Source organism: Paenibacillus ihuae (assembly GCF_001368795.1).
Taxonomy (GTDB): domain Bacteria; phylum Bacillota; class Bacilli; order Paenibacillales; family Paenibacillaceae; genus Paenibacillus_AQ; species Paenibacillus_AQ ihuae.
Genome location: NZ_LN831198.1, coordinates 3719162 through 3735170, shown reverse-complemented (window position 1 = coordinate 3735170; position 16009 = coordinate 3719162). Strand labels below are relative to the sequence as shown.

At 47.5% G+C, this 16009-nt stretch carries 17 protein-coding genes and 1 pseudogene; 15 read left to right on the top strand and 3 right to left on the bottom strand.

Features of this window, described 5'->3' with window-relative positions; genetic code table 11:
* Positions 1-42: 42 nt before the first annotated feature.
* The 4 genes from nirB to AQR02_RS17210 all read left to right on the top strand — a co-directional run bounded on the left by nirB (position 43) and on the right by AQR02_RS17210 (position 4237).
* Entirely contained in the window at positions 43-2469 is a 2427-nt protein-coding gene (nirB, locus tag AQR02_RS17225; protein WP_054941534.1) for a nitrite reductase large subunit NirB, read from the top strand.
* Between the two features lie 25 nt (positions 2470-2494).
* Complete coding sequence (gene nirD, locus AQR02_RS17220) at positions 2495-2815, top strand: nitrite reductase small subunit NirD (RefSeq protein WP_054941533.1); 321 nt, start codon at positions 2495-2497, stop codon at positions 2813-2815.
* A 50-nt stretch (positions 2816-2865) separates the two neighbouring features.
* Positions 2866-3657, top strand: coding sequence for a formate/nitrite transporter family protein (locus AQR02_RS17215; protein WP_054941532.1), 792 nt, complete (start codon positions 2866-2868; stop codon positions 3655-3657).
* A gap of 88 nt (positions 3658-3745) precedes the next feature.
* Positions 3746-4237, top strand: a complete 492-nt coding sequence (locus tag AQR02_RS17210; protein WP_054941531.1) for an NUDIX hydrolase — start codon at positions 3746-3748, stop codon at positions 4235-4237.
* Positions 4238-4356: 119 nt separating this feature from the next.
* On the opposite strand, the gene AQR02_RS17205 is transcribed toward AQR02_RS17210, so the two are convergent.
* Positions 4357-5076: a Crp/Fnr family transcriptional regulator gene (locus tag AQR02_RS17205; protein ID WP_425339983.1), complete on the bottom strand. Its 720-nt coding sequence runs from the start codon at positions 5074-5076 to the stop codon at positions 4357-4359.
* 359 nt (positions 5077-5435) lie between these two features.
* On the opposite strand from AQR02_RS17205, the gene AQR02_RS34460 reads away from it, so the two are divergent.
* The 4 genes from AQR02_RS34460 (at position 5436) to AQR02_RS34445 (ending at position 7032) form a co-directional block, all read left to right on the top strand.
* Positions 5436-5822: a hypothetical protein gene (locus AQR02_RS34460; RefSeq protein ID WP_054941530.1), complete on the top strand. Its 387-nt coding sequence runs from the start codon at positions 5436-5438 to the stop codon at positions 5820-5822.
* A 204-nt stretch (positions 5823-6026) separates the two neighbouring features.
* Positions 6027-6290 (top strand): hypothetical protein, encoded by a 264-nt coding sequence (locus AQR02_RS34455; protein WP_082451884.1) that lies wholly within the window; start codon positions 6027-6029, stop codon positions 6288-6290.
* Complete coding sequence (locus AQR02_RS34450; RefSeq protein WP_082451883.1) at positions 6290-6430, top strand: hypothetical protein; 141 nt, start codon at positions 6290-6292, stop codon at positions 6428-6430. The genes AQR02_RS34455 and AQR02_RS34450 overlap by 1 nt, the downstream gene beginning before the upstream one ends.
* On the top strand, positions 6427-7032 hold the full coding sequence (locus AQR02_RS34445; protein WP_082451882.1) for a hypothetical protein: 606 nt from the start codon (positions 6427-6429) through the stop codon (positions 7030-7032). Before AQR02_RS34450 ends, AQR02_RS34445 begins: the two co-directional genes overlap by 4 nt.
* Here the strand turns inward: AQR02_RS34445 and AQR02_RS17195 are convergent.
* Positions 7022-7258, bottom strand: coding sequence for an ATP-dependent DNA ligase (locus AQR02_RS17195; protein ID WP_342447480.1), 237 nt, complete (start codon positions 7256-7258; stop codon positions 7022-7024). The genes AQR02_RS34445 and AQR02_RS17195 overlap by 11 nt on opposite strands.
* A gap of 251 nt (positions 7259-7509) precedes the next feature.
* Here AQR02_RS17195 and AQR02_RS17190 point away from each other — a divergent pair, with 251 nt between their 5' ends.
* Positions 7510-8307: an alpha/beta hydrolase gene (locus tag AQR02_RS17190; protein WP_054942144.1), complete on the top strand. Its 798-nt coding sequence runs from the start codon at positions 7510-7512 to the stop codon at positions 8305-8307.
* Between the two features lie 165 nt (positions 8308-8472).
* Here the strand turns inward: AQR02_RS17190 and AQR02_RS34440 are convergent.
* Positions 8473-8736, bottom strand: a pseudogene (locus AQR02_RS34440) (hypothetical protein); the annotation flags it as partial.
* Between the two features lie 375 nt (positions 8737-9111).
* Here AQR02_RS34440 and AQR02_RS35615 point away from each other — a divergent pair.
* The 6 genes from AQR02_RS35615 to pflB all read left to right on the top strand — a co-directional run bounded on the left by AQR02_RS35615 (position 9112) and on the right by pflB (position 15966).
* Complete coding sequence (locus AQR02_RS35615) at positions 9112-9225, top strand: AgrD family cyclic lactone autoinducer peptide (RefSeq protein WP_082451881.1); 114 nt, start codon at positions 9112-9114, stop codon at positions 9223-9225.
* 9 nt (positions 9226-9234) lie between these two features.
* Positions 9235-9627 carry a LytTR family transcriptional regulator DNA-binding domain-containing protein gene (locus AQR02_RS35610; RefSeq protein WP_082451880.1) on the top strand — a complete coding sequence of 131 codons (393 nt, stop codon included), beginning with the start codon at positions 9235-9237 and terminating at the stop codon, positions 9625-9627.
* 249 nt (positions 9628-9876) lie between these two features.
* The gene (locus tag AQR02_RS35330) at positions 9877-10161 is read left to right on the top strand and encodes a hypothetical protein (protein ID WP_054941528.1); all 285 of its coding nucleotides are present in this window, start codon (positions 9877-9879) and stop codon (positions 10159-10161) included.
* A 108-nt stretch (positions 10162-10269) separates the two neighbouring features.
* On the top strand, positions 10270-10470 hold the full coding sequence (locus tag AQR02_RS35325) for a hypothetical protein (RefSeq protein ID WP_054941527.1): 201 nt from the start codon (positions 10270-10272) through the stop codon (positions 10468-10470).
* 352 nt (positions 10471-10822) lie between these two features.
* Entirely contained in the window at positions 10823-13444 is a 2622-nt protein-coding gene (gene adhE / locus AQR02_RS17170) for a bifunctional acetaldehyde-CoA/alcohol dehydrogenase (protein ID WP_054941526.1), read from the top strand.
* 260 nt (positions 13445-13704) lie between these two features.
* Positions 13705-15966: a formate C-acetyltransferase gene (pflB, locus tag AQR02_RS17165; RefSeq protein ID WP_054941525.1), complete on the top strand. Its 2262-nt coding sequence runs from the start codon at positions 13705-13707 to the stop codon at positions 15964-15966.
* Positions 15967-16009: the final 43 nt, after the last annotated feature.

Genomic DNA, 16009 nt, shown 5'->3' with positions numbered 1-16009 from the left:
ATATTTTCATAGGAATTCAGATGCTTCGGGGAGGTTTTAACAGTGAGAGTGGAGAGAGAAAAATTAGTATTAATAGGCAACGGGATGGCAGGCGTAGGCACAATTGAACAGATTCTCAAGCTGGGCGGCGCTTATGATATTACCATCTTCGGCAGCGAGCCTCATCCTAACTACAACCGGATTATGTTGTCATATGTTCTTGAAGGCAGCAAAAGCATTGAGGACATTATTCTGAATGACCGCCAGTGGTATGAAGATAACCATATTACCCTGCATACGGGGGCTACTGTAGTCCGGATTGATGAAGATACCCGTCAGGTCATCGCGGATAACGGATTAAGCGTTTCATACGATAAAGTTATTATTGCAACAGGCTCGAACTCTTTTATTCTTCCAGTTCCGGGCAGTACCAAAGAAGGCGTGGTCGGCTTCCGTGATATCGCGGATTGCGACGCCATGCTGGCGGCAGCACAGCAGTACCGTACAGCAGCGGTAATTGGCGGCGGATTGCTCGGTCTCGAAGCGGCCAAAGGTCTGGTTAATCTCGGCATGGATGTGACGGTGGTGCATCTGCTGGAGGACCTGATGGAGCGGCAGCTGGACCATACAGCTTCATCAATGCTGCAGGCGGAACTGAAACGTCAAGGCGTGAAGTTTGCCATGGGCAAGCAGACGGTTGAGCTGACAGGCGAAGAGCGGGTTAACGGTCTGCGATTCAGTGATGGTACGGAGCTGCAGGCGGATTTCGTGGTGATGGCTGTCGGCATTAAGCCGAATACTCAGCTTGCCAAAGACTCCGGCATTACCGTTAACCGCGGAATTGTCGTGAACGACTATCTCCAGACTTCCATGGATAATGTCTATTCTGTCGGAGAGTGTACGGAACACCGCGGGACCTGCTATGGTCTGGTAGCACCGCTGTTTGAACAGGGGATGGTGCTGGCTAAGCATTTGTGCGGTGCGGCTACCCAGCCGTATGAAGGATCGGTTGTATCGACGAAGCTTAAGATTTCCGGAGTAGACGTATTTTCGGCGGGTGAGTTCACGGATACGGCGGAGCATACTGTTATTTCTGCCAAGGATGAATGGAAGAGAACCTATAAGAAGATTTTGCTCAAAAACAATATTATTGTCGGGGCGGTATTGTTCGGCGATGTAACAGAATCGGCCAGTCTGCAGAAGCTGGTGAAGCAAGGCGCAGAGATGACCGATGAGATCTACAGTGAAGTAATGGGCACCGGCTGTTGCGGCGGGGGCGGAGCCAAACAAGGAATGTCTGTTGAGGCGATGGCCGATGAAGAAATCGTCTGCGGCTGTAACGGGGTGACCAAGAAGGCAATTGTTGATGCTGTGACAGAGAACGGATTTACCACAGTAGATGAGATTAAAGCCTGCACCGGTGCTACACGTTCCTGCGGCGGCTGTAAACCGGTTGTTGAGCAGATTCTCCAGTTCGTTCTGGGCGACAGCTTCCAGCAGAGCGCCAAAGCCGGTATTTGCAGCTGTACAACACTCAGCCGTGATGAGATTGTAGCCGAGATTACTGCCAAGGGACTCAAGACTACCAAGGAAGTCATGAATGTACTGGACTGGAAACAGGCTGAGGGCTGCTCCAAATGCCGTCCGGCTGTGAATTACTACCTCGGCATGATCTATCCGGACACGCATGAAGACGAGAAGGAATCGCGCTTCGTAAATGAGCGTATGAGTGCCAACATCCAGAAGGACGGCACATTTACCGTCGTTCCGCGGATGTATGGCGGTGTAACTACACCGGAGGATCTGAAGCGGATTGCTGATGTCTCCATTAAATATGATGTGAAGGTAGTGAAGGTAACCGGCGGACAGCGTCTGGACCTGATTGGTGTCAAAAAAGAAGATGTGCCTAAAGTGTGGGAAGAGCTGGATATGCCATCCGGTTATGCGTATGCCAAGTCACTTCGGACCGTCAAAACCTGTGTCGGCAACCAGTTCTGCCGCTTCGGCACCCAGGACTCGATGGGTGTAGGAGCTATGCTTGAGCGCAAATACGAACGCCTTGATTTCCCGGCTAAATTCAAAATGGCGGTTAACGGCTGCCCGCGCAACTGTGCGGAATCCTGCACCAAGGATATCGGTATCGTCGGCAATGACGGCGGCTGGGAAGTGTTTATTGGCGGAAACGGCGGAATTAAGCCGCGTATCGCCGATTCCTTCTGCAAGGTAAAGACCGATGAAGAGTTGGTTGAGGTCTGTTCAGCCGTTATGCAGTTCTACCGTGAAACCGGGAACTATCTGGAAAGAACCTCCGAGTGGGTGGAACGCATGGGTCTGGAGAACATCCAGCGCGTGATTCTGGACAATGCGGAGAACCGTAAGGAACTAGCTGCACGGATTGATTTTGCCTTGGCCCAGGTTTCAGATCCATGGAAAAAAATGCTGGATGATGATAATACCCGCAGCGCGCTGTTTGAAAAAGCAAAACTCTAAAGCGGAACCCAAAGGAGAGAAGACGATGGAAAGCACAAAACTTAAGTATACGCTTGGCACGCTTCAGCAATTCCTGCCGCAGATAGGCCGGGTAGTCGCCTGCGGTCCGGTAGAGCTGGCTATATTCCGGACTTCTGATGACCAATTCTATGCAGTGGAAAACCGGAGTCCGCATCCAAAAGGCGGTCCGCTCGCTGAAGGCATTGTATCCGGCTATTATCTGTATGATCCGTTGTACGACTGGAAGATCGATCTGCGCAGCGGAGAGGTTCAGGCTCCGGATAAAGGCATCGTTGCCACATTCCCCGTTACGGTGGATGGAGATAATGTGAATGTCACCCTGTAAGAAACAATGATCTAAAGCTAAATTATGTAAAGAAATGGCGGGGTGGAAAGATGTTTACGCAAAGTGTCGAGAACATCGTAGAGACAGCAGTCAGTAAACGTGACAAAATGAATGAAAGTCTGCCGAGGTACTTTCTGGCTGCATTGCTGGCCGGGGCTTACGTCGGAATCGGTATTATCCTTATCTTCTCCCTGGGCGCGCCACTGGCTGCAATCAAATCGCCGTTTCAGCCGCTGGAAATGGGAGCCTCCTTCGGGATTGCGCTGACGCTGGTTATCTTTGCGGGCTCAGAGCTGTTTACCGGAAACAATATGTTTTTTACCGTAAGTACACTTGCCGGAAGAACCACGGTGTGGGATACGTTGAAGAACTGGATAATCGTCTTTATAGGCAATGTCGGCGGGGCAGTTATACTTGCCCTGCTGATTCAGGGGACTGGACTGTTCAAGGCTGCACCTGCGGAGCATCTGATCTTCGCTGCAGCAGCCAAAAAGATGACACTGCCATTCTCAGAGCTGTTCTTCCGGGGGATTCTTTGTAACTGGCTGGTCTGTCTGGCCATATGGATGTCTTCACGTGCCAAAAGCGAAGCAGCCAAGCTGGTGCTCATCTGGTGGTGTCTGTTCGCCTTCATCGCCAGCGGTTATGAGCATAGCGTGGCCAACATGACATTGCTTAGTGTGGCCGTTCTGCTGCCGAATCATCCCGAGACGGTTACGGTTGCCGGCTGGCTGCACAATATGATTCCGGTTACGCTGGGAAATATGATCGGCGGCGGTCTGTTCGTCGGTATGGCATATTGGCTGATATCTCCTGTGCGCTCTAAATTCAGCAAACATTAAGCAAGTACTGATAAACTGTTCTGTAGGCAATAGCCCTCAGGACAGTTTTTTTGTTACACTGGATTTAGGTAATATGGGGAGGGCAACAATGAAGAGCTTTAACCATTTTGGAGTTTACGGAATTTGTGAGCGGGCCGGTAAGCTGCTGGTTATTCACAAGGGCAGAGGAGCGTATACCGGAAGATTCGATCTTCCCGGGGGGCGGCTGGAGGAGGACGAGTCGCTGACAGACGGACTGGTACGAGAATTTTTAGAGGAGACTGGACTGTCCATCCGGGTGAAGAACAACCTGGGAACATTTGATTTTTTTGTGCGCTATCAAGAGGATTCTTTTACACATATGCATCACATCGCCGCAATTTATACGGTTGAGATTAATGAAGATCATCCGGTGTCTGATATCGGAACCTTTGCTATGCAGGACTCCCTCGGCTGTGTGTGGGTAGAATTGTCGGAAATAACCTTGGACTCGGCGTCGCCTATAGCAGTTCTTGCGGCAAAGTGGCTAACCAGCGGATGTCTGCCTTCTCAGACAGGTTACCATGAGCATTGGGAGATGAAAGTGCTTGGAGAGCCTTAGGACTTATCCATAAGAAAAAAGACGCCGGTAAGCGCCTTTGACCACTCTATTTTATTGTGCAGAATATCTGGGCCATATATGTTTCAATGAGGAGAATAGAGGGTATTATTACTAGGATATTAGATACGGCAAATTTCGTTAGGACATAATTCGCAATGGCAGATTTCCTGCAGCATGCTAAGATCCTTAATGACAATCATGCCATTCTCATATTCAACGGCATCTTTTTTACGCAGATCGCTCAGCATCCGGTTGACGCTCTCACGCGTAGCACCGATCATGTTGGACAGATCCGTATGCGTAATTTTCTTGTTGATCAGAATGTTGTCACCACTCTTCTCGCCGTAGGTGTTGCCAAGACGAATCAGGGTGGAGCAGAGTGCACCTGGTTTGCCGTACATCATCAAGTCACGGAATTTCGTCTGTGTGAGACGGTGATGAATGCCCATCCATTTCATAAAGTCGATGGCGAAGTCGCAGTGCTGACAGATCAGAATCTCCAGATCCTTCTGCTCTATTACACCAACCTCGCTTTCTTCAATCACTTCGGCAGTGAAGCTGTGCTTCGTGCTGAAGAACGGGTCAGCTTGGCCTACCATGTCACCAGCCTGATACATATAAAGAATCAGTTCCTTGCCTTCGTCGGTAGATTTGGTCAGTTTCACACGTCCACGTTTGATATAAAACAATTTATCCGAGTAGTCACCCTCCCAGAACAGATGTGATCCTTCAGGGACCATACGTTCTTTCATTGTGACCAGAAGTCTGTTAAAGTTCTGTTCGGAGAAACAGTTTGTATTTCCGTGGGCTTCGATAACATTGTAATGTTCCTTTATCATAATCGACATCCCCTTTATTCCCTCAGTTTTTCAGTAAATTTTAAATTAATTATACCTTGAAATTCCTCTTAATGGTTAATGATTTTCAATAAAAAGTGTCGAATTTTTAACATTGTGATAATTTTCACTTCAAACGTGTGAGATTTAATATGTTTTTCACCGTAATAGGGGGAGAAAATCCATAGTTAACGTCTATTATAACAGTCATTTCCCAATTTACACAATTGTGGGGAGAGTGTTTTTTTTATCTCCGTAAAAATATACATAACTCTGATACAGGCGGACATTGGCCGCTTATCTCTTGAAAGGTAAGATCGGGACTTGATTTTGGGACGATCCATGAGGAACGGGGCCTGAGTATGTGGAACGGCCTGCGCAGCGGAGGGGCTGACGGGATTACGGCGATTATGGCGGAGACGCTGACTACAGGCAATAAGCTATATTCCGGGTTTGTCCTGAAGTCTCCGGCTGAGTTGAGTACATCGCGTGTGGGGCGGGATAAATTTATCGGAGAGTCATTCACCTTACCTTTAATTGAAGAGGAAAAGGTTCATTATACTAAGCTTGCCGTCAATTATGCGGACAGCAGCGGTTCCAAGGCAACGGCTATTTTTGGTGTAATGGGTCCTGATGAATTCCAATTAATGGTGAACAATAACTGCTACATCAACCTGATGGCCAAAAAATTGTTCGAATATACCCTGGAGACGGTGGCGGAAATGCAGTCGGCTGTGCCGGATGCTTAGGCTGAACTGGCTGCCAGACCGCACTCCGTGAAGAAGAATTAGCAGACTGGAGCAGCAAAGCGGAGCATATGCGGATTCCGGTAGATCAAAATAGCGGCGTTTATGAAGAGCATGACGGATTTTTTGATATGCCGCATATTAGTATTCATTCGATCCCGGTGACGGAATTTCCGCTGTATTCATGAATCGTAGCCTTCACCATCCATCCATTCGATCCTGGCCAGTGAAATCGGCAAACATCAGGAAGCCTATCATTTCTTCGAATTCGCAACCCGGCTTGATCTGGACAATTATAACGGCAACACCCGGGAGGGTCTGCACACAACATCCATTGCGGCTGCCTGGATGAACATCGTATCCGGGTTCGGAGGCATGCGCTCAGACGGGGAGCGGCTAAGCTTCCAGCCGTCGCTACGGGATGCTGGACCTCTTACAGCTTCCAGGTCCTGTATGAAGGAGTGCTGCTGATGCTGGAGATCACTAAAGATTCGGTGCGGATTCAAGCTGCCTCCGGCGGCGGCACAGAGATTATTATGAATGGACATCAGATCAAGGTTGGTGCAGACCGAATCGAACTCCCGCTGGGCGAAGGGATGATGGCAGGATGAGCTGGATTGTACAAGATCAAGCTTTCGGCACCGGGCGGATCACGACGAACGGCAACAAATTTATGACCGGCAACGGTTATATTGGATATCGTGGTACGCTGGAGGAATTCCGCAAGGAGCAGCTTACCGCTGTTACCTTGAACGGTGTATATGACCAGACCGGCGGGAAGTGGCGCGAGCCGGTGAACGCCCCGAACGTGCTGTTCACCAGACTCAGCTGCAACGGACAGCAGCTAGGAGTTCTTGACACTGAACCTGAGGAACACATACAGGAGCTTGATATCCGCAGCGCAGTTCACCAACGCGAGACGGTATACGGCCTTGCCGGAGGCGGACAGCTATTCACCGCTGAACGCTTCGTCAGCATGGATCAGCTGCATCTCCTGGCTGGCAGGCTAAGCATACGCAGCACGGTGGATTGCCCGGTTGAGATTGAGACGGGAATCGATGGGGATGTATGGGATATTAACGGCCCACATCTGTATGGGCAGCAGGAGCAAGATGTCAAAGATAGCGTAATAAGCTGGCAGTGTGGCTGTGAGTTGCTGAATCTTGTCTGCCACCCTCGCCTGAAATCTGCTCATGGCAGCCTCAAAATCTGATACTCCGGTCGCTCGGATCGACGCAGGCAACCTCTCCGTCCAAGATTATATCTTCAACGAATGGCAGCTGCAGCTCCGGGTACTGCCGGGTACATTCGTTATTGTGGCGGGTGTAAAGTCGGATCTTTCCGGCTTGCTGGGAGTAGATCGACCGGTGCCCGTCTATTTTTGGTTCAAATATATAATCACTGTGCGAAAACGGACCGGGAGCCGTCTGCAGCAGCATAGGGGATATAAACATAGTTTCACCTCTACCTAATTATAAATGTCCATTCGGATATTTGGTTCAACACTATATTGATATAGTGCCACTTCTGCGATACCGCTATTATTCGAAAAATCTCCAGTCCGAATCCATTGGAAAGGCCAATATTACAGGATTGCAGGAATTGTAAGGGCTTGATAGACTAATGGTCGAGGGTAAAGCAACTCCCTAGACTAATTATTCTATTATAGAAGAAAGCTTGAGGGATGCAGATGGAAACGTTATTGTTATGGCCGGAGGGGGCTCCGGGAGCACTGGGAAGCAGCGAAGAGGATTGTCCGGCGATTACGCCGTATCTGGTGGAAGGCAAAGGGAATGCCGCAGTGCTGATCTGTCCGGGAGGCGGCTATTGGCTACGTGCTGATCATGAAGGAGGGCCGGTAGCCGAGTGGCTGAACACGCTTGGAATTTCGGCCTTTGTGCTGCGATACCGCGTAGCACCGTATCAATATCCAAGTGCACTGCAGGATGCTCAGAGAGCGCTGCGAATGATCCGCCTCCGGGCAGATGAATACGGTATTGATCCGCGCAGGCTCGGAATCCTGGGCTTCTCCGCCGGGGGGCATCTGGCTTCGACTGCTTCCAGCTTATTTGACCGGGGAAATCCGGAAGCGGGCGAGGAGCTGGACCGCCAGTCCTGCCGGCCGGATTTCACAATTTTATGCTACCCGGTCATTTCCATGATGGAAGGCGTGACGCATGAAGGCTCAAAGGCCAATCTGCTCGGAGAGCATCCTGCTGAGGAGTTGGTCCGTCAGCTCAGCGGCGAGCTGCAAGTTACAGCCGATACGCCGCCTGCATTCCTCTGGCATACCGCGGATGATGAGAGTGTGCCGGTGGAGAACAGCCTGCTGCTCGCCGCTGCGCTGCGCCGCCAGAGGGTCTCGTTTGATCTGCATGTCTATACCCATGGGACACATGGTTTGGGGCTGGCCACCGAGGAGCTGCATACCAGCGGCTGGACCGGAGCCTGCGCTTCATGGCTGCAGATGAACGGCTACGGCAAATAATTCAACTGTACGTAGACTATGATGAAATCAATAGACTATACCAGAGGTTATTTTCAATAATAACGCAAAACATAAGCCATGCGAGGAAATGGGCGCGCATGGCTTTCCTATTTAAATATATTATTATTGAAAACTAATTTCCGGGCAGCTGGATGCCGCGCAGGCGCTTACATTGCATTGGCCCTCATTATTTCGACCCACAGCAACCACAGTGTCGTCCGATTTAAGACCGATTGTGTGAGCATTACCCGTGTTCGTGGCCATATGAACATTACCAGCCGCGACCGTCACAATATCGCGCCAACCGCTCACATCACATTGGACATATTTATTATCCCCCACAGCGGTCACCGTACCGTCAGATTTAAGCAGGGTGGTATGACGATGACCCGCTGCGAAGGCGGCCAGCTCGCCGATTGTGTGCCGCATCTTTTGGACGCAACGGGTTTCATAATCGAATCCCCCTTGATTCCTAATTTTATTGATAGTATTGCTGAACCATCACGAGTTTTCAACGATTCAGTGCGATGAACATTTTATTTAGAAAATTTTCGATTTGGTTGGCGGAATGTGCTAATATTGCTTTTACTATCCAATTAATGCTGTTATCTACTAAAAATTTACTATACTGGTGGACGAGTATGTAATATAATAGCGTTGTATTTAGAAGAAAATGTAAGGCTGTGATGTGTTTTGTCATGGGAACCGGCGGGTTTTATGATTTTTTCAACCCTTGAGGGGGTGGGGATCTTTGCCTTAATGATGTCATTCTACAGGCTGAAGACAACTGATTATATTTGAGTCATGAATTTGCTGGCCAATCTGTTAACGTTGTTTGCCAATTGTACAGTTGGAACGAATTGTTTTGTTGCCTTATACAAAGGCGATATCCCCGCTGAACTGCTGAACAAAAAATAAGAAAGTAGAGTGTGTACCGTGAATTGTTTATCCGTGACCGCAACTCCGGACGGATCTGGCGGAATCATCACTGTTGACTTCCAGCACATCTTGTTTCTTAAGTGCAATCCGAGCGAATCACAGTCTATCCTGGTACATACGAGGGAAGGTGTATATTACATCATGGGTCCCTTGCGTTACTGGGTGAGTGCGCTTAACAGCACCGGATGTCATTTCAGCATCGTAGATCGGGGGACGGTAGTTAATATTGATAACGTAGCTCGTCTGGACAGAGCCTTCAAAGTTGCTCATTTTAACGTTATGAACGGCCCGAATTCTCTTAACTGCACGATTGCCTACCATCGGTACAGACTTGTTGAAAAAGAACTGGTCCGAATGAATCCTAATATCATAGTGTGCTAACAAGCTAATGCGAGGGGCTGTCCTATGACAGTTCCTTTTTTGCTGTCTGCCGCGCCTCTTCATCCCCTGCCGTCAGCCCGTATGCAATCTTTTTCCGTTTTGTAGTATCCGGAGGAATGTAAGCGTCCTGCCTTTGTGTCCGGATTTTATCCGCTGCACGGAATATGACTCAACCAGTTCATTATTGAAGGGAAAGTCTATAGTGTAACCCAAAAAGGTTATGTAACTACGACAATCATTAATAAGAAGATGCTGGATGATAAAGGCATGGCTGTTCCGGCCATGGTTATGGCCTGCTCCGACGGCGTTATTGAACAGGCGCTGAATCAGGGCGGACTCAAACCGGAGGATGTGCTCACTTATCCAATGCCAGCAGCTGAAAAAGGCGGCAAGCATACCGGGGTGCTCGGCGGCGATTACCTGGTAATCAATCCGAACGCTTCTAAAGATGAGCAGGAAATGGCCTTCCGCTATATTACATTTGATTATTTCTCTGATAAAGGCCTAGATGCGCTTGATGCGATTCTGGAGTAGCGTAAGGCTGACGGAAAATATTTTATCCCGCCGCTTCTGGACTATTATGCTGCTGATTCCGACTTTGGCAAGAAAACGAAAGCCGTAGATGACAAGTATTCCGACATTGTGTATCAATACAACCCTGACATTATGGTTCTGCTGGACGGTAAGCCGGAAGCACAGTACAACACTCAGGATTATTATGCAACGATGTCCAATGTGATCAAGGAGCTGTTCTCCAAAAAAGGCACAGACTCCAAAGCGCAGCTGGATGCCGCCGCCAAAACGGTGCAGGAAAAATTCTTCGATACTATTAAAGTAGAATAGAAGATGTGATACCGCCAGAAACGAAAACAAGACCGGAGATTCTTCCGAATTGGGAGATCAGCTGTCTTGTTTTTTTGTTTCCAATTTCAGACAAAAAGCATCAAATTCAAACCTCAGCAGGCTGGATAAATCTGGACTCGAAAAGTCTGCGCAAAGGGGGAACATAAATATTACCAAATTATTTTATAAAAAATGGATTACAATCCTAATTATGATCGAATGAAAGCGCTTTGAAAACAAATCAAAAAAACTTTATACTTTGTGAAAGAATTCACTATACAAGTTCGAAATGATGTGATAAGATAAATGTGTAGAGAAAAACAACCTAAAAATTGACAGGAGGACGAGGGAGATGGCAGTAAAGAACGAAGTCGCCGCCCAAGTGAAACAAACCACCGCTGAAGAGTATATTCAGACTTTGGTGGATAAAGCAAAGAAAGCCCTGGATGCGTTCATGGAACTAGATCAAGAGCAGGTTAACACAATCGTTCATGCAATGGCGTTGGCAGGTCTCGACAAACATATGTACTTGGCGAAATTGGCCGTCGAAGAAACAGGACGCGGAGTATACGAAGACAAAATTACGAAGAATATCTTCTCAACTGAATATATCTGGCACGGAGTTAAGTACGACAAGACAGTAGGTGTTATTGAAGATAACGCTTATGACAACTTCCAAAAGATCGCTGAACCAGTCGGAATTGTAATGGGTATCACACCGGTAACCAACCCAACATCCACCACGATGTTTAAAGCATTGATCGCCGCTAAGACACGTAATCCTATTATATTCGGTTTCCACCCTTCAGCGCAAGAGTGTAGTGCGGCAGCAGCCAAAGTTCTTCATGATGCAGGCGTAAAAGCTGGTGCTCCTGAGAACTTCATCCAATGGATTGAACTTCCGACTATGGACAAAACAAATGCACTGATGAATAATCCTGACGTTGCACTGATCCTGGCAACCGGTGGATCGGCAATGGTTAAAGCAGCTTACAGCTGCGGCAAACCGGCACTCGGCGTAGGTCCTGGTAACGTTCCTGCATTCATCGAGAAGAGTGCAGATATCGATCAAGCGGTAACAGACATCATTCTTTCCAAAACATTTGACAACGGTATGATCTGTGCTTCCGAGCAAGCCGTTATTATTGAAGAAGCGATTTTTGACCAAGTGAAAAAGAAAATGATCGCGAACGGCTGCTACTTCGTTAACAAAGATGAAGCTGCTAAGCTGACAAACGGCGCAATGAACGTAGAAAAATGCGCAGTTAATCCAGCAATCGTAGGTCAATCTGCAGTGAAAATTGCTGAAATGTGCGGTATCCAGGTTCCAGCCGGCACGAAGATTCTGGTAGCTGAACTCGAAGGCGTTGGCACTAAATATCCGTTGTCCGCTGAAAAACTCAGCCCGGTTCTGGCTTGCTACAAAGTTAAAAATGCAGACCAAGGTATCGAACGCGCTGCACAAATCGTTGAATTTGGCGGCATGGGCCACAGCTCGGCTATCCACTCCAACAACGAAGAAGTTATCATGAAATTCTCGAACCGCCTGCAAACAGGACGTATTCTTGTGAACTCGCCTTCGACACATGGCGCCATCGGCGACATTTACAATACCAATATCCCTTCGCTTACCCTGGGCTGCGGATCTTATGGACGCAACTCGGTATCGCAGAACGTTACTGCAATCAATCTGATCAACGTGAAAAGGGTGAACCGTCGTACCGTGAATATGCAATGGTTTAAAGTACCTGACAAAATCTACTTTGAAAAAGGATCCACACAGTACCTGACTAAAATGCCTAACATCAGTCGTGTAGCAATCATTACCGACCCTATGATGGTTAAACTGGGTTATGTGGAAAAAGTTGAGCACTACCTGCGTCAACGCCAAACACCTGTAGCAATCGAAGTGTTCTCCGAAGTTGAACCGGATCCATCGACTACTACAGTTGAAAAAGGTACTGCTATGATGAACAGATTCCAACCGGACTGCATCATCGCACTCGGCGGCGGTTCCCCAATGGATGCTGCAAAAGGAATGTGGTTGTTCTATGAACACCCGGATGCTGACTTTGACGGATTGAAACAGAAATTCATGGATATCCGCAAACGTGTTTACAAATTCCCTGAGCTGGGCAACAAAGCGAAATTCGTTGCGATTCCAACAACTTCGGGTACAGGTTCGGAAGTAACTCCATTCGCAGTTATTACTGATAAGACAACTGGAAACAATACTAAATACCCATTGGCTGACTATGAGCTGACTCCAGATGTTGCAATCGTGGATCCAGAGTTCGTTTACAGCTTGCCTAGAACTGCTGTTGCAGATACTGGTATGGACGTATTGACACATGCTATTGAAGCTTATGTATCGGTTATGGCTAGTGACTATTCCGATGGTCTGGCCATCAAAGCGATTCAACTGGTGTTCCAGTACCTTGAGAAATCGGCGCTTACTGGCGACAGACTGGCCCGTGAAAAAATGCATAACGCATCGACACTCGCTGGTATGGCTTTTGCTAATGCGTTCCTGGGCATCAATCACAGCTTGGCGCACAAATGGGGCGGTCAATACCACACGGCTCATGGTCGTACTAATGCCATCCTGATGCCGCACGTTATCCGTTACAATGCTAAGAAACCTACGAAGTTCGCTTCGTTCCCTAAATACTCGCACTTCGTAGCTGACGAGCGTTATGCCGAAATCGCCCGCATTCTGGGATTGCCGGCCCGCACTACTGAAGAAGGCGTAACAAGCCTGGTCAATGCAATCCGTGAAATGAACAAAAAACTCGGCATTGAAGAGTCGTTCTCTGCACTTGGTTTCGATCCTAAAGATTTCGAATCCCGTGTAGATTACCTGGCTGACCGTGCATTTGAAGACCAATGTACAACTGCCAACCCTAAATTGCCGCTGGTAAGTGAACTGGCTGATGTATACCGCAATGCCTTCTACGGTAGATTCGACGTCTAAGTGGCGATTGCTTGGTAAAATATAAGTTTAAAGGTTAATATGGGACTAGATGGTAGTGACAAATATCACCGGAAAGGTGATATTTGTCACAGTCCTTTTTAAGAAAATAAACTAAAAATGTTTATATAAACAACGTCCCGGATATGAAGTCGCGATTGTGAAATTTATAACAACCATATCATAGGGATCACGAGACACGGGATTAACCTTCAAGCCCGCGATCTCTACAAATAATATAAATATAAATGGAGGGATTTAGCATGTCGGTGATTGAAAAAGATGTACAAGAAGTAAAGTCCGGTTGGAGAAGTTTTGCAAAAGGTAAATGGTCCAAGAAAGTCAATGTAAATGATTTTATCGAAAAGAACATCAATCCTTATGTTGGCAAGGAAGATTTCCTTGCAGGTCCTACACACAACACAACAGAACTTTGGAAGATTGTTTCTGAATTGACCAAGCAAGAAATTGCCAACGGCGGCGTACTTGATGTAGATGTTAACACTGTATCTACAATTGTATCCCACCAGCCTGGTTACATCGACAAGGATAAAGAACAAATTGTCGGTGTTCAGACAGATGCTCCTTTCAAACGTTCCATTCAACCTTTCGGCGGAATCAAGATGATGATCGATGCTACCAAGGCATACGGCTTCGAACTTCCGCAAAACATCGTTGAAATGTTCACGAACATCCGCAAAACGCATAACCAAGGCGTATTTGATGCATATACATCCGAAATGAGAGCCGTTCGTAAAGCCGGTATCATCACGGGTCTTCCTGATGCTTATGGCCGTGGCCGTATTATCGGCGACTACCGCCGCGTTGCACTTTACGGTATTGACTTCCTGATCAAAGAAAAGAAACAAGATCTTAACAACCTTGAAGTGGATTCCCTGACAGATAACGTTATCCGTCTTCGTGAAGAAATTTCCGAACAAATTCGTGCACTTAGCGAATTGAAACAGATGGCACAAATGCATGGCATGGATATTTCCAAACCAGCAAACAACGCTAAAGAAGCTTTCCAATGGGTATACTTCGGATACCTCGCTGCTATCAAAGAGCAAAACGGTGCTGCAATGTCTCTCGGCCGTGTATCTTCCTTCCTTGATATCTATGTAGAACGTGATATTGCTGAAGGCGTACTGACTGAAGAACAAGCACAAGAACTGGTTGACCATTTCATCATGAAACTGCGTATCGTGAAATTCCTGCGTACGCCTGACTATAACGAACTGTTCAGCGGCGACCCAACTTGGGTTACTGAATCCATCGGCGGTATGTCCGTAGACGGAACAACACGCGTTACTAAGAACAGCTTCCGCTTCCTGCACACCCTGTACAATCTGGGACCAGCACCAGAACCAAACCTGACTGTACTGTGGTCTGAAAAACTGCCTGAAGGCTTCAAAAAATATTGTGCGAAGGTTTCCATCGAAACCAGCTCGATTCAATATGAAAATGACGATTTGATGCGTCCGATCTACGGAGACGACTATGGTATTGCGTGCTGCGTATCCGCAATGCGTATCGGTAAACAAATGCAATTCTTCGGAGCCCGTGCTAACCTGGCAAAAGCTCTGCTGTATGCAATCAACGGTGGTGTGGATGAAAAATCCGGTGCTCAAGTAGGACCTGAATATCCGCGCATCACTTCTGAATACCTGGAATACGACGAAGTTATGAAACGTTTCAAACCGATGATGGAATGGCTGGCTAAGACTTACATGAACACACTCAATGTCATCCACTACATGCACGATAAATATTCCTACGAACGTATCGAAATGGCTCTGCATGACCGCGATATTCTGCGGACTATGGCTTGTGGAATTGCCGGTCTGTCTGTTACCGCTGACTCCCTGAGCGCAATCAAACATGCAAAAGTTAAAGTGATCCGTAATGAACAAGGTATCGCGGTTGACTTCGAAACCGAAGGTGAATTCCCTTGCTACGGTAACAATGACGATGCTGTTGACAGTATTGCAGTGGAATTGGTTGAATCGTTCATGACTATGATCCGCAAACACCATGCATACCGTGATGCTCTGCCGACACAATCGGTACTGACTATCACTTCGAACGTGGTATACGGTAAGAAAACAGGTACAACTCCTGATGGACGTAAAAAAGGCGAGCCGTTCGCACCAGGTGCTAACCCAATGCACGGACGCGACAAAAAAGGCGCTTTGGCTTCCTTGAACTCCGTAGCTAAACTGCCGTACGAAGATAGCTTGGATGGTATCTCCAACACCTTCTCTATCGTGCCTAAAGCACTTGGTAAAGAAGAAGAAGGACGTAAATCCAATCTGGTATCGATGCTGGACGGATACTTCGGCAGCAAAGGTCACCACTTGAATGTTAACGTATTTGCCCGCGAACAATTGATGGATGCTATGGAACACCCAGAGAACTATCCACAATTGACAATCCGCGTATCCGGATATGCTGTTAACTTCATCAAGCTGACTCGTGAACAACAACTGGATGTTATCAACCGTACTTTCCACGGTGCAATGTAATTTAAATTAGCTGCTTACCGCAGTTACGTGTATACAATGCAAT

Excerpts from the sequence above, each read along its gene's own strand:
- AQR02_RS35615 (WP_082451881.1), top strand. The coding sequence starts at position 9,112 with ATGAATTTGCTGGCCAATCTGTTAACGTTGTTTGCCAATTGTACAGTT.
- adhE (WP_054941526.1), top strand. The coding sequence starts at position 10,823 with ATGGCAGTAAAGAACGAAGTCGCCGCCCAAGTGAAACAAACCACCGCT.
- nirD (WP_054941533.1), top strand. The coding sequence starts at position 2,495 with ATGGAAAGCACAAAACTTAAGTATACGCTTGGCACGCTTCAGCAATTC.
- AQR02_RS17205 (WP_425339983.1), bottom strand. The coding sequence starts at position 5,076 with ATGATAAAGGAACATTACAATGTTATCGAAGCCCACGGAAATACAAAC.
- AQR02_RS34460 (WP_054941530.1), top strand. The coding sequence starts at position 5,436 with ATGTGGAACGGCCTGCGCAGCGGAGGGGCTGACGGGATTACGGCGATT.
- AQR02_RS17195 (WP_342447480.1), bottom strand. The coding sequence starts at position 7,258 with ATGCTGCTGCAGACGGCTCCCGGTCCGTTTTCGCACAGTGATTATATA.
- AQR02_RS34445 (WP_082451882.1), top strand. The coding sequence starts at position 6,427 with ATGAGCTGGATTGTACAAGATCAAGCTTTCGGCACCGGGCGGATCACG.
- AQR02_RS35330 (WP_054941528.1), top strand. The coding sequence starts at position 9,877 with ATGCTGGATGATAAAGGCATGGCTGTTCCGGCCATGGTTATGGCCTGC.
- pflB (WP_054941525.1), top strand. The coding sequence starts at position 13,705 with ATGTCGGTGATTGAAAAAGATGTACAAGAAGTAAAGTCCGGTTGGAGA.
- AQR02_RS17210 (WP_054941531.1), top strand. The coding sequence starts at position 3,746 with ATGAAGAGCTTTAACCATTTTGGAGTTTACGGAATTTGTGAGCGGGCC.
- AQR02_RS17190 (WP_054942144.1), top strand. The coding sequence starts at position 7,510 with ATGGAAACGTTATTGTTATGGCCGGAGGGGGCTCCGGGAGCACTGGGA.
- AQR02_RS34450 (WP_082451883.1), top strand. The coding sequence starts at position 6,290 with ATGCTGGAGATCACTAAAGATTCGGTGCGGATTCAAGCTGCCTCCGGC.
- AQR02_RS17215 (WP_054941532.1), top strand. The coding sequence starts at position 2,866 with ATGTTTACGCAAAGTGTCGAGAACATCGTAGAGACAGCAGTCAGTAAA.